A 12,772-nucleotide genomic window follows, 5' to 3' on the forward strand; every position below is an offset into this window, starting at 1 on the left:
ACGTGGCTGTCACTGTCGGTGTCGGCCCCCGGTCGGCGCGCCGACGTACTGCGGGTAGGCGATCTCCAGGCCCGGGAACGCGCGCTGCGCCTCCTTGCCGAAGTTGATCACCGCGGCCGTCACCGAGTCACGGGCGGTCTGGGCGAACACCCCGGCTGCCTTGAACGGTGCATCGGCGGCGTCGTGATCGATGCTGATCGGCACGTTCACCGCGCCGATCTTCACGGTGCCGGTCACATCGCCGTTCTTGGCGACCACGTAGTCGACCTTGTCGCCACCGGGCAGGTTCGACCGATCGAGGTGCAGCTCGTACTGGTTCGCATCGGGGTTCGGCGGAGCCGGCTTCGACTTCCGCGGATCCTCTTGCGTGGCCCCGCCCAGCGGTGCGTTCGGATCGGCACCCGGATCACCGGCACCGATGGCAGTGCCGATCGCGCCGCCAATCAAGCCGCCGACTGCCGCGCCGACCAAGCCGCCGCCGGCCGCGCCGGCAATTGCTCCGACGGCTGGGCCTGCTGCGAGGCCGATCAGAGCGCCTTGGCCTGCGAACAACGTTGCAGTTGCTGGTGCGGCGGGCCCACCGACTACCGCGCCCGTGATGGCGCCGGCAGCGGCACCGACGCCCGCGCCGACGGGGAGGCCGATGATCGCACCTGCGGCGGCGGCCGGGATGCCAACTGCAAGTGCGCCTGCCGTGCCACCGACGAGGACGCCGAGGGTGGTCGAGGCGGCGGTACGTGCGGCCTGGTCCTTCGGGAATCCGATGGACTCGTAGTAGGTCGCGGTGCGCGCCTCGATGGTCGCGGCCTGGCCGTTGAGGTTGCGGGCGTCGGCGTCGGAAAGCCACGCCGGCTGCGGGGTGCGGAAGTTACCGAGCTTGATGACGCCGGGCCGGGGCAGCACGGGGTTGACCGGCTTCGTCGGCTTCGGCGCGGTCAGCACCGGCGGGAGGGGGTTGTAGTTCCCCGAGTAGACCGGCGGCGTGTAGCCGGGCGAGTCCTCGTAGATGACCGGCGCGTCATAGGTCGGCGCCGGGATGATGCTGCGTCCCTGCACGGGCGGAGGCGTCGGCGCGGGCGGCGGGGGAGGCGTCGGTGTGGCGGGGGCGATACCCGGCGCCATGTCCGTCGACGGGGGAGCCGTTCCGGGGGGTGCGGCGAACGCCTGGCCGGCGGTACCCGCGGCGATGGCTGCGGCGAGCATCACGCCTGCGGTCGTCCGGGTCACCCTCTGCGGATGGTGAAGCGACACGGTCACTCTCCTGTGATCGGTCAGGCGCCGGCGAGGCCGGCGACGGCGGGTCGAGCGAAAAAGATACACGGCGGCGTGTGGCCTCTCCGTGCCCGTATGTGGGCACGAAAATCCCGGCGGGTGATCGATGGACACCCCTCCGAGAGCGCCTGGACAGCTCTCGGGAATCACCACGTCGGAAGCTTGTGCAGGGAAGTCAACCATGTGTCCAGTTGGTGCTCAACACGACCCTGTGCATAAGTCCGAATACGGATCGTGGTGATCGGATCCGGTGGGCTGCGGCCGAGATGTCCGTCTGTTCCGCGGGACGTGTAGGCGACCTGTTCGAACGACGGCGGCCCGCCGTAAGGTCATCATTAGCGTAGCGAATGGCCGCATGATCGGTGCATCAGTCGGAGGTGTGATGGAGAAGATACGTCGGATGGCGACACGGGTCCGGATGCTGCGGGCGGCGGTGGTTCTGGCGGCCATCGCGCTGGTGATGTCGACCGGTCCGACGGTCGCGTCGGCGATGTCGAACGGTGTTCCCGTACAGGCCGGTTCGGCACCATGGTTCGTGTCCATCACCTTCACCGAGGGATCCCGCGTCGTCGGCCAGACGGTGACCGGCTCCCGATTCGACCGTCTGCACTGCGGCGGCGTATTGATCGATCCGGTCACGGTGCTCACCGCTGCGCATTGCGTTGCCGACCCGGCGACGCTCGCGACCTCACCACGGCGCGCGTTGGCGCCCTCGGTGTTCGGGGTGACCCTCGGCGATGCGCCGACGGGCGAGAGCTCGGCTGTCGAACGGACCGTGCGCCATATCGACATCGCACCCGGCTTCGGGCTGGTGGCCAATCCTCGTGACCCGGCGAACCTCGACATCGCCGCCGCGCACGACGACGTCGCGCTGATGACCCTCGCGGCGCCCGTGCCGCGGGCGCGCACCCTCGCGGTGTCGGCGGCCCCGGCGGTCGCGGGCACGTCGGTCACGCTCCTCGGCCACGGTTACACGCCTGCGGGGTCTCGTTCGGATCAACTGCTCCGCGGGTCGCTGTCGGTGATCTCGGCCGGGCAGTGTGCGCGGCAGACGTTCGTCGAACCGGTGCGCGCCGGGATGCTCTGCGCGCAGTCGCGGCCCGGGGTGCCGTCGGTGCAGGCGGGATACGGCGACAGCGGCGGGCCGATGGTGATCGGTGGCGGCGCGCAGGCCCGACTCCTGGGCATCTTCAGCTTCGGGACCGAGACCGTGGCCGACCTCTTCACGCCGGGGTTCAACGCCGCGTCCGATGTCCGGGTCGCGGCCCTGCGCTGGCCCGCCCTGCGGGTGCATCTGCACCTGTGACGCGGGAAGGGCGGTGCGGGTCGGGATCGGGGATCAGCGAGGGACGATCAACTGCGCGATCTCGAGCACCTGATCGTCGGTGAGCGGAATGGTGCCGTACATGGTCTGACGGTTCATCAGGCCGTCGATCGCCATCCGGAACAGCTCCGCGGTCACATCGCTCGTCGGTCGCCCGGCCGCCTCGAACCCTGCGCGCGCCAGCTGGACGAATCCGGTCTGCTGTCGGTCGAAGGCGTCGCGCAGCTCGTCGTTGGTGCGGGCCTCCCCACGCAGGTGGTGGCGCGCGATGATGCGGTTGCGGTTGGCGTCGGAGGTCATCTCGGTCACGAATCCGACGAGTGCGCCCACCACGGCCTCATGAGTCCAGCGCTCGATGGCGAAGTGGCGCGCAGCGGTCTCGAGGTCGCGGCGGAACACCTCCTCGAGGGCGAGCGACAGCAGCCGGGCGCGCGACGGCGCGTGATAGTTGACCGCGCCGGCACCCAGGCCGGCCGCGGCGTCGACGGCGCGATGGGTGAACCCGCGGGGCCCACGCTCGGCGAGAACGGTCACCGCGGCAGCCATGATCACGTCGCGGCGCCCGGGCCGCTCGGTACCGCTCTGGGCTTCCTCCACGTCACGAACTTACGGTCCGAGATCGCCCACCGACAATGCAGGATCGCGTGCGCTGCACGTGGCCGACGGATTTCGTTGACCAACTCGGCACGGAGCCTTAGGCTCAACGGATGTTGAGTAAGTGGAATCCGAACAGGCGATCCCTCCTCGGCGCGGCCGGTGCCGGCGTGGCGGCGGCCGCGATGACCCTGGGCCGGGGGCCGATAGCCGCGGCGGCGCCGACAGGGTCCTCGGAGGGGCCGATCACGCAGAGTTGCTCGGAGCGCTACGTCGGGTACCGCGAGGCCGACCGGGCCAAGCCTTACGCGAAGTACTTCACGCCCCACACCGATCCCGCGCCGCAGGTGGTGCGGACCGCCTTCGCCGGTCCGCCGCTGCCGCCGGCATCGATCCCGGATTTCGGACGTCTCACACGGGATCTCGGTCCGTCGGGCTACTCGCCCATCGAGGTCGGATACGGCCAGCGGACCGATGGGGTCCTCTTCGTCGCATGCCGCACCGAGATGCCCCGCGTGACCGCCGCGATGTGGGACTGGTGGTTCGGGTGGCACTCCATCGAATCGGCCCGCTACAAGCTCTGGCACCCCGACGCCCACGAGTACGCGGCCCTGCGGGAGAACCGCACGACCTCCCCGATCCCCGACAAGGCCAAGTACATCGGCAACACCAGTTACGTCGACGAGCTCGTAGGGCCGAAGCTCCAGCAACTGGGGATCGACTTCCGCGATCCGGTCGCCAACGGGTTCACCGTCCCGGCCGACCAGACGATCATCTACGGACGGGTCGGCAGCAGCATCGCGCCGGTCGACCTCGGCTGGCTCGCCCACCAGGTGCGTCCGATCCCCGGCGGCGCGGAGATGCGCAGCCGGTTCTACCTCAACATCCGCGGTCTGCACGTCCCCGATCTCCCGCAGGCGGCATGCGCCGTGGCCCGCGGTGCGTCGGTCGACCCGAGCGACCTGTTCCTCGGCATCGATCTCGCCCGCAACCTGTTGATGCACTGCGGCCAGGAGATGAACCACCTCGCGCAGTTCCTGCCGGAGATCTACCGGGAGTTCCGCGTCTGAATCCGACCCCCGGTCGACGGGGGTGCGCGTCCGTAGAGTGGTCACATGATGCGTCGACCCACGCCCGACAAGCCCGCTCCCGGACAGGAATCGGTGTGGGATTACCCGCGGCCCCCGCGGCTGGAACCGTTCTCGGGATCGATCACCATCTCCCTCGGCGGCATGGAGATCGCCTCGACGACCACGGGGTGGCGCGTACTGGAGACCAGTCACCCGCCGACGTACTACCTCCCGCGCGAGGCGTTCGTCGACGGCGTGCTCCGCGAGACACAGGGTGCGTCCTGGTGCGAGTGGAAGGGTGAGGCGTCGTACTTCGACCTCGTCACCCCCGAGGCCGGCGCCCCGCGCGCGGCGTGGACCTATCTCGACCCGACCCCGGGTTTCGTCGATCTGCGCGGAGCGATCGCGGTGATGGCCGCCCAGGTCGATCGCGCAACGGTCAACGGCGAGACCGTGACCCCGCAGCCGGGCGGCTTCTACGGCGGCTGGGTCACCAGCACCGTCGTCGGACCGTTCAAGGGCATTCCCGGATCGATGGGGTGGTGACCACCTCCCACCCCTACTCGGCCATCACGTCGGATTCGTCGATCTCCACCTTGTCGCGTGCACCGGGCAGGAACCAGTAGCCGACGCACACGAGCCCGAAGAACAGGTAGCCCAGGGCCACTTGCGGATTCGCCGCCCAGGCGACCTCGGGTGCGTGGATCAACCCGATGAAGGACAACACCGCGCCGACACCGGACGCGATCGCGGCGTAGAGGAACTTCTTCTCCAGGACGAACGTGACGATGGTGCCCAGGATCAGACCGACGAGGACCGCGCCCTCGCCGAGGGTGCGCATCCCGTCGTAGATCACGCCTGCGTTCTCCAACGCGGCCTCGCCCACCTTGCTCGACGTGGTCCCCGCCGCGCTCAGCGCGTTGTCCATCAGGCCCGACCCCCACTGTGCGAGGTTGGGAAGGATTGCCGCGACGACGGCGACCGCGTGCAACCGCGGTACCGCCTGGAACGCCTGGGCGCCGATGAGCAGACCGATGTAGAGCAGGATCGGGACGATGGCGGGAACCGGCAACAGTTTGTCGAGGACTCCGAAAAGGCCCAGGAAACACAGTAATCCGATGACCACGCCACTGCCCAGCGAGTATCCGGTGCGCCCACCGGCGTCCTTCCAGCCGGGGTGACCGATGTACACCGCGGGCGGGAACGGTGAACCGAACGCCGACCCGATGACCGCACCGGCACCATCCGCCAACAGGACGCTGCGCAGGTTGTAATTGTCACCGGCCGCGGCGGCGCTCTCGACGTTGCTCATCGCCTCGGTGAAGTTGTAGACGCCCAACGGTATCGCTGTGCCGAGCAGGGGAGCGAGGTCGCCGAGCCCGGTGAACAGCATGTCGAAACGCTGATCGGGGATGCCGACGGCGATGTCGGACACCGCCTGCGACACATCGGGTGCCGACATGTAGCCGCCGATCCAGCCGATCGCACTGCCGACGAGCAGGGCGGCCAGTCCGACCGGGATGTTGCCGGGCAGGCGGACATCGGTGAAGAACCCGATCAGGATGATGGCGAGCACGGGCAGACCGATCCAGGCTGCATCCCACATCTGTGCGGCCGGGCGCATGGAGATGAACGTCAACGAGATGCCGGCAAGGGTGCCGAGCATCGCCGCACGGGGTGTGAGCTTCCGGATGTAGGGACCCACGAACGCGCCGATCATCACGATGATCCCGATCATGAACGCCCACGCGAGACCGGCCTGCCATGCCTGCAGCGGGTCCTTGGTGTTCAGGTACACCGGGAGCATCACGACGAAGACCACGATGAACATGTGCGGCACGCTGGGCCCGTAGGGCAGGGCGGTGACGTCGGTCCGGTTCTCGCGCTTGGCGAGTCGACGCGCCAGCATCGTGTAGTAGACGTTGCCGAGGATCAGGGCCACGCCGAGGGCGGGCAACACGGTCCCGAGCACGTCACCGGTGGGCAGCTTGATCACGCCGATCATCAACCCGGTCAGGGTCAGGACGTTGACCAGGATGTTGAAGCCGAGCCCGAAGAAGGCGTTGGTGTCGCCCCGCGTCCACCACGGTAGGGACACCGGGGTGGGTTCCGGGGCCTGCGGCGTGTCCGACGTCTGTGCGTTCACGTCAGTGCTCATGGTGGGTCCTCTCGGAGATGCGGGGCGGGTGAGGGTGGACGGCGAGACGGTGGGCCAGGGCGAGACGGCGGGCTAGGGCGAGACGGATGCGGCCGCGAGGGCGTCGATGACGGCGCCCGATTCCGCGACCCATCCGAAGATGCCGCCCTGGGCGCTGATCATGTCGATGCCGACTCGGTGAAAGTCGGGGAAATACGAACCACAGCAATCGGATACGACGAGGCAGTCGAAACCGCGGTCGTTCGCCTCGCGTGTGGTCGTGTGGACGCAGACCTCGGTGGTCACCCCGGTCACCAGTAGCTGCGTGATCTCGCGGGCGGCCAGCACGTCGGACAGTTCGGTCGCGTAGAACGCACCCTTGCCGGGTTTGTCGATCACCACCTCGCCGGCGTGCGGTGCGAGCTCGTCGATGATGTCGTGCCCGTATTCGCCGCGGATGAGGATCCGCCCGAAGGCGCCGGGATCGCCGATCCGTTTCGACGGAGCGCCTCGTCGCAGTTTCGCCGGAGGGCAATCGGAGAGATCCGGCCGGTGCCCCTCACGGGTGTGGATGATCGGCATACCCGCGGCCCGTGCCGCAGCCAACAGCTTCGCCAGACGTGGCACCACCTGGGCCAGCCGGCCCACGTCGTTGCCGAGTGTCTCGCCGAAACCACCGGGCAGGAGGAAGTCCCGCTGCATGTCGATGATCACCAGGGCCGTGTGCGCCGGATCGAAGGTGAAGGGGGCCGGTGCGGCTGTCGCAACCGTCACCTCGGTCACGACGCGTCCTCGACCGCGCGGAATGCGCGGGATTGATCGAGGATCTCGGCGGCGAGCTGCAGTGCGGTGTCGTCGCGACGGGCGGCCGACAGCACCGTCACGCCGGCCGGACGGCCGTCGGACGTGGTCCCGATCGGGATGGCGACGCCGAGCAGATCGAGGAGGTTGCCGAAGTGTGTGTAGTGACCGAGGACGGTGTTGCACTCGATCGGCCGGGCGAGGACCTCGTCGACGGTGAAGGTCGTACCGATGGTCGGGACGACCAGCACGTCCATCCGGTCCCACAGACGACCGACCTCGGCGCGCAGTTCTGCGAGGCGTTGCATCGCCGCGAATGCGTCGACGGCGGTGTACTTCTCACCACTGCGCAGGATGTCGCGGACGACGGGGTGGATCGATTCGGGTCGCTCGGAGAGGAAGTCGGCGAACTCGACCAGGCGCTCGGCCACCCAGGGCCCCTGGTACAGCAACTCGCCGGCGGCGAGAAACGGCGCGAGGGACACCTCCACGATGTCCGCGGTGTCGACGAGGCTCGCCCGGAACGTCATGTGGGCCTCGGCCGCGGCGTCGTCGCCGAAGAACTCCAGCTCCGCCGCAGGGGGTAGCCCGACTCGGATCGGGGCACCCGACCAGCGCGGACCTCTGTCACGCGACCACGGATCGGCGTCGTCCCGGCCGGCCATCACCTCGAAGGCACGGTCGGCGTCCTCGACCGTGGCGGCCATGATGCTGATGCAGTCCAGGGAACGACATGCCGGGACGAGCCCCACGGTGCTGATGAGTCCGCGTGACGGCTTGAAGCCGATGACCCCGTTGAGCGCGGCGGGAACTCGACCGGAGCCGGCGGTGTCGGTCGCGACGGCGAACGGGACCTGACCCAGGGCCACCGCCCGTGCCGACCCCGAACTCGAACCGCCCGAGATCATCTCGTCTCCGAAGACACTGCGGGGGATGGTGTACGGGGTGCGGGTCCCGTTCAGTCCGGTCGCGAACTGGTCGAGGTTGGTCTTGCCCACGTACAGTGCGCCGGCGTCGAGGAGTCGCTGCACGGCGGGCGCGGTCGCCGTGGCGGTGTAGGCGTAATCCGGGCACGACAGCGTGGTGGGCACCCCGGCGACGTCGATGCTGTCCTTCACGCCGAACGGCACCCCGTAGAGCGGGAGGGTGCGGGCCGAGGGCCGGGACTCGATCTCCGCGGCCGCTGCGATCAGCTCGTCGCGCGGCACGAGCGACAGCCACGTCCCGTCGTCGCCCGCCTCGGCGATCGCGTCGGCGACACGTGCGGCGGTGGTCGTGGGTGACGCGGAACCGACGGCGTGCGATTCGAGGATCTCGGCCACGGAGGGGCCGGTCGACGGTCCTCGGCCGGGAGGCGCGGTGAGTTGCATACCGTCGATTGTCGACAGAAAAATGGCGCTCGCGGATCGACTGTGTGTCGATCGTGTTAGGAACTCTCGGTCAGGCGGGATCGCCGAGATCGAGGTGGTCGAGGTGCCCGTGGTCGCGCAACGCGGCGAGCACCGCGGCGCGATCGTTGGTCCGCAGCGCGGCGACGATGGCCTCGTGGCGCCGTATCCCATCGGCGGGGCGGCGGTGCTTGCGCGCCTCCGAGCGAAGGTTGACCGCCATCGGCAACTGCAGCTTCAGCAGAATCGGTTCGAGGGCGAGATCGAGTTGCCGGTTGCCGGCCAGACCGACCACCGCCGCGTGAAAACGCCGGTGCGCGTCGTCTCGGCTCAGGTCGTCGGGCGCGTGGCGCATCTCCTCGAGGGCGGCATCCACCGTCTCGAGTCGCCCGTCGACGTCGTCGAGTGGGACGGCGATCTCGATCGCGTGGCGTTCGAGGACATGACGCAGTTCGAACAGCTGTCGGATGTCGGTGGGTGACCATTCCGCGACGCGTGTCCCCTTGCGCGGGGTCTGCACCACGAGGCCCTGTTGGGCCAACAGCCGGAGGGCCTCGCGGAGGGGTGCCCGGCTGATCCCGAGAGCTCCGCAGAGTTGTTCCTCCACGAGTTTCTCGCCGGGGCTCAGGGTGCCGCCGAGGATCGAGTTGCGGACGCGGGCATGTGCGACGTCCACGAGGCTGGCCGGAAGCGCGTCCGCCGAGGCGAGGTGATGCGGCATCGCCATCAGCTGAGGTACTCCCGGGTCGAGGTGCACGTGTGTGTGCTCCCGACTCTAGTTGACCGCGCCGGTCTCGAACCTCGCCCGCAGTCGCAGACCGCGCGGTCGTGGGCGATGGCACAGTGGGGGTGGCACCCACCGCGTCGACGTCCGGAGCCCCGAAGTGAAACTCGCTGTCCATCTCGCGAACATGACCCTGCCCGGCGGACCGGCTGCACTGGGCCCGGCACTGGCGGCCGCGGCGCGCGCGGCCGATCAGGGCGGCATCGAGACACTGACCGTGATGGACCACTGGTTCCAGATGGAGAACCTCGGCGGACCGGACGAGCCGATGCTCGAGGGCTATTCGGTGCTGAACTTCCTCGCCGGTCAGACCGAACGGATCCAGCTGGGCACCCTCGTCACCGGCGTCACCTACCGACACCCCGGGCTGCTCGCCAAGACGGTGGCGACACTCGACGTGCTGTCGCAGGGGCGCGCGCTCCTCGGCGTGGGCGCGGCCTGGTACGAAAGGGAACACCACGGTCTCGGGGTGCCCTATCCGTCGACCGCGGAGCGGTTCGAGCGTCTCGAGGAGACGATCGAGATCTGTCGGCAGATGTGGAGCGCCGACGCCGGCCCGTACGAAGGCACCCACTATCGCCTCGCCGAGACGCTCAACAACCCGCCGACTCTGTCGCAGCCGGGACCCCCGTTGATGATCGGTGGCAGCGGCGAGAAGAAGACGTTGCGTCTCGTGGCCCGATATGCCGACATGTGCAACCTCTTCGCGACCGGTGTCGACGAGGTACGCCACAAGATCGATGTGCTCGACGGCCACTGCGCCACCGAGGACCGCGATCCCTCGACGATCCTGCGCACCATCATCACCGCCACCGATCCCCTCACCGACACCGACGCGTTCCTCGCCGAGATGGAGCGATACGCCGCGCTGGGTGTCGGTCAGGTGTTCGTCGGGCCCGCGTCCGACGACCCGGCCGGATGGGTCGAATCGGTTGTGCAGCAGGTCAAGCCGAGGCTCGACGCGATCTGACTCTCAGCCCGCGCACGAGCCGGCATCGTCGGTGTCGGTGTGCAGGCGCACCCGGTTGCCTCCAGAGCGTTTGGCGTCGTACATCGCGCGGTCGGCCGACCGGATGAGGTTCTCGACCACCGTCTCGGCGCTGTCGGCCGACATCGACTCGGCGTCGGCCCAGGCGACCCCGACGCTCGCCGTCACGCGCAGGCCCTGGTTCGGCGCGAGCACGGCCGAGCGGATGCGCTCGGCCAGCACGGCCACCTCGCGCAGTGGTCGCCGGCCCACCACGACGAACTCCTCGCCGCCCATCCGGCAGGGGATGTCGGTGTCGGCGATGGCCGCAGCGAGCCGGCGTGCCGTCTCGGCGAGAACGAGGTCTCCGCATTCGTGTCCGCGGGCGTCGTTCACGCGTTTGAAGGCGTCGAGGTCCAGCACGATCGCGACCACGACGTCGTCGGATACCCGCGGCCGATAGCGGCCCACCGACGACACCGCCTGCTCGAGGCCGCGTCGATTCGGCAACTGCGTCAGTGGATCCAGGCGCGACTCCACCGAGTCAGAGCTGAGCATGCCGAGAAGGATCTGGGAGGTCACCGGGATGACCATGTTGGCGAGCAGCACCACGATGCCCTTGCTCACCGCCATCGCCGGATCGCCGGCGAGGGCGGTCATGACGGCCAGGGCGAGGGTCACCAGCACCACCGCGGCGACGTGTGTCACGAGGACACGGGTCCCGTGGAAGAACGCGCAGTAGCCACCGATCACGGCGAAGACCGTCGCGCCGGCCAGCCCGGCGAGCGGGGCGCTGTCGCTGACGGTGCCGAGGGCGATGAGCACGTCGGCGGCTGCGACGAACGCGATGGACCTGCGTCGATCGGGCCACGACGTCGTCACCCACATCAGTGCGAGAGCGGTGCCACCGACACCGGCGACGGTGGCGGTGGCGTAGCGCACGGGGTCGGTCGCCCCGTCGGGGCTGGCCATGTTGATGAACGGGATGCTCGAGATGAGGACGGTGGTGAACGCGACGGCGATGCGAACGAATCCGCGTAGGCCGTGCATCTCGAGGTAGTCGGAGAACCACTGGAAACGGTCGGGCTCTCGCCAGGCCGCTGCAGCCAGATGCACGACGGTGCGGCACATCTCCCCCACGGCGTTGCGCACCCGATGCACGCTACGCCGTGCGATGCCCCCGATCGAGGTGATTCAGCGGTCGGTCACGCGTCCGGACCACCGGCGACCACCGGAGGAACGGCACTCCAGTCGATCTCCACGCGATCGCCGCCGGCGTCCTGCGCGGACTGCATCGCGACACCGGCACGGTGCAGCAGGTCATCGATCGGGGTCTGCACATCGGCCGCGTCGATCGGCGTCGGCGTGAACGCGACGCCGACGCTGGCGCTCACGGGCACCGGGTCGTCGACGTCGAAGACGAGCTCGCGGAAGCGGTTCGAGAAGATCTCGACGCCCTCGTGGGTGACGCCGGCCAGGGCCGAGAACTCGGCGTCGCCGGTGCGGGCGACGAAGTCGCCACCTCGCACGCCTTGCGCGAGCCGACCCGCGACCCGCTTGAGGACCTGCTCGCCGCGCTCGTGTCCGTCACCGACCGCGATGTCGTGGAACTGGTCGAGGTGCACACGGACCACCACGAGGTAATCCTTGCGATTGAGGGCCGTCAGACCGGTCGACGCAGCGGAGTACAGACCGTGTCGTGTGAGGACTTCGGTCAGTGGATCGCGCATCGGCTCACCTCTCTGGGTCAGGTGCCTGTTCCCGGCCACCGCGAACCCATGATGCAGTATCAGCGGCAAGACGATGGCGGCCACCGCCGCCTCGACGGCGAAGGGTGCCAGATCGCCGGCGGACGCCGCGGACTGCGAGACGCCCACCACCGCCGTGATCACGACGATCGCCGCCGACGCCGCTGCCTGGCCGTACACCACGACGCTGACCGAGAAGGCCGCCGTGAACGTCCCCAGGAACACCAGCGTGATGGTGGCCGCGAGACCGACCCGCGGGTCGGCCGGGGACAGCGCCGCGACCAGGGTGGCGAGGTCGGCGACGACGATGAACGCGAGGAGCGCGCGACCCGACGTCAACCGGCGGGTCGCCCAGAGCGCGGTGGCGGCGACGGCGATGACGATCGCGGCGACCGCACCGATCACGCGCAGCCCCGAATCGGGACCGCCGGGGGCGGTGGCGGCGACGGTCCAGCCCACCGCGGCGAGCAGGCACAATGCCGCGATCCCGGTCGACAACGCACGGGCGCGCCCACCCGGATCTATCGGTCCCCCCGACAGCGATCCCCCACGGTTTGTCGGCACGACCACGATTGTCTACGACGTCGTGGTCTTTTGGGGCTCTTAACACGAAGCAGTCGCGGTCGGAGGGCATCCCCGAGGGCGGATCGGGTCGAATCGGGGCGGTCGGTGATCTACTCTGCTCGC

12 protein-coding genes are annotated in these 12,772 nt (G+C 69.2%); 4 read left to right on the forward strand and 8 right to left on the reverse strand.

Annotated features, from left to right (window positions below):
• Positions 1–9 precede the first annotated feature (9 nt).
• Positions 10–1,227, reverse strand: a complete 1,218-nt coding sequence (locus OG579_RS12585) for a hypothetical protein (protein ID WP_328856202.1) — start codon at positions 1,225–1,227, stop codon at positions 10–12.
• A 427-nt stretch (positions 1,228–1,654) separates the two neighbouring features.
• On the opposite strand from OG579_RS12585, the gene OG579_RS12590 reads away from it, so the two are divergent.
• Positions 1,655–2,578: a S1 family peptidase gene (locus OG579_RS12590; RefSeq protein ID WP_328856203.1), complete on the forward strand. Its 924-nt coding sequence runs from the start codon at positions 1,655–1,657 to the stop codon at positions 2,576–2,578.
• Between the two features lie 33 nt (positions 2,579–2,611).
• Here OG579_RS12590 and OG579_RS12595 read toward each other — a convergent pair whose 3' ends face one another.
• Positions 2,612–3,193 (reverse strand): TetR/AcrR family transcriptional regulator, encoded by a 582-nt coding sequence (locus OG579_RS12595; RefSeq protein ID WP_052689130.1) that lies wholly within the window; start codon positions 3,191–3,193, stop codon positions 2,612–2,614.
• 110 nt (positions 3,194–3,303) lie between these two features.
• On the opposite strand from OG579_RS12595, the gene OG579_RS12600 reads away from it, so the two are divergent.
• Positions 3,304–4,260, forward strand: a complete 957-nt coding sequence (locus OG579_RS12600) for a DAPG hydrolase family protein (protein ID WP_328856204.1) — start codon at positions 3,304–3,306, stop codon at positions 4,258–4,260.
• 45 nt (positions 4,261–4,305) lie between these two features.
• Positions 4,306–4,806 carry a DUF427 domain-containing protein gene (locus tag OG579_RS12605; protein WP_328856205.1) on the forward strand — a complete coding sequence of 167 codons (501 nt, stop codon included), beginning with the start codon at positions 4,306–4,308 and terminating at the stop codon, positions 4,804–4,806.
• A gap of 13 nt (positions 4,807–4,819) precedes the next feature.
• Here OG579_RS12605 and OG579_RS12610 read toward each other — a convergent pair whose 3' ends face one another.
• From OG579_RS12610 to OG579_RS12625, 4 genes are all read right to left on the reverse strand, one after another.
• Entirely contained in the window at positions 4,820–6,418 is a 1,599-nt protein-coding gene (locus OG579_RS12610) for a SulP family inorganic anion transporter (RefSeq protein ID WP_328856206.1), read from the reverse strand.
• 72 nt (positions 6,419–6,490) lie between these two features.
• Positions 6,491–7,180 (reverse strand): cysteine hydrolase family protein, encoded by a 690-nt coding sequence (locus OG579_RS12615; protein WP_328856207.1) that lies wholly within the window; start codon positions 7,178–7,180, stop codon positions 6,491–6,493.
• A complete protein-coding gene (locus tag OG579_RS12620; RefSeq protein ID WP_328856208.1) occupies positions 7,177–8,568 on the reverse strand; it encodes an allophanate hydrolase in 1,392 nt (463 codons plus the stop codon). Before OG579_RS12620 ends, OG579_RS12615 begins: the two co-directional genes overlap by 4 nt.
• A gap of 70 nt (positions 8,569–8,638) precedes the next feature.
• Positions 8,639–9,313 carry a GntR family transcriptional regulator gene (locus tag OG579_RS12625; protein ID WP_328856209.1) on the reverse strand — a complete coding sequence of 225 codons (675 nt, stop codon included), beginning with the start codon at positions 9,311–9,313 and terminating at the stop codon, positions 8,639–8,641.
• 157 nt (positions 9,314–9,470) lie between these two features.
• Here OG579_RS12625 and OG579_RS12630 point away from each other — a divergent pair, with 157 nt between their 5' ends.
• Complete coding sequence (locus OG579_RS12630; RefSeq protein ID WP_328856210.1) at positions 9,471–10,340, forward strand: LLM class F420-dependent oxidoreductase; 870 nt, start codon at positions 9,471–9,473, stop codon at positions 10,338–10,340.
• Positions 10,341–10,343: 3 nt separating this feature from the next.
• Here the strand turns inward: OG579_RS12630 and OG579_RS12635 are convergent, their stop codons facing one another.
• On the reverse strand, positions 10,344–11,489 hold the full coding sequence (locus OG579_RS12635) for a GGDEF domain-containing protein (RefSeq protein WP_328856211.1): 1,146 nt from the start codon (positions 11,487–11,489) through the stop codon (positions 10,344–10,346).
• Positions 11,490–11,542: 53 nt separating this feature from the next.
• Positions 11,543–12,649 carry a GGDEF domain-containing protein gene (locus OG579_RS12640; RefSeq protein WP_150116644.1) on the reverse strand — a complete coding sequence of 369 codons (1,107 nt, stop codon included), beginning with the start codon at positions 12,647–12,649 and terminating at the stop codon, positions 11,543–11,545.
• Between the last annotated feature and the right edge of the window lie 123 nt (positions 12,650–12,772).

Origin of the sequence: Williamsia herbipolensis (assembly GCF_036153515.1) — a bacterium.
Classification (GTDB): Bacteria; Actinomycetota; Actinomycetes; order Mycobacteriales; family Mycobacteriaceae; genus Williamsia_A; species Williamsia_A herbipolensis.

Excerpts from the sequence above, each read along its gene's own strand:
- OG579_RS12590 (WP_328856203.1), top strand. The coding sequence starts at position 1,655 with ATGGAGAAGATACGTCGGATGGCGACACGGGTCCGGATGCTGCGGGCG.
- OG579_RS12600 (WP_328856204.1), top strand. The coding sequence starts at position 3,304 with ATGTTGAGTAAGTGGAATCCGAACAGGCGATCCCTCCTCGGCGCGGCC.
- OG579_RS12605 (WP_328856205.1), top strand. The coding sequence starts at position 4,306 with ATGATGCGTCGACCCACGCCCGACAAGCCCGCTCCCGGACAGGAATCG.
- OG579_RS12610 (WP_328856206.1), bottom strand. The coding sequence starts at position 6,418 with ATGAGCACTGACGTGAACGCACAGACGTCGGACACGCCGCAGGCCCCG.
- OG579_RS12620 (WP_328856208.1), bottom strand. The coding sequence starts at position 8,568 with ATGCAACTCACCGCGCCTCCCGGCCGAGGACCGTCGACCGGCCCCTCC.
- OG579_RS12625 (WP_328856209.1), bottom strand. The coding sequence starts at position 9,313 with ATGGCGATGCCGCATCACCTCGCCTCGGCGGACGCGCTTCCGGCCAGC.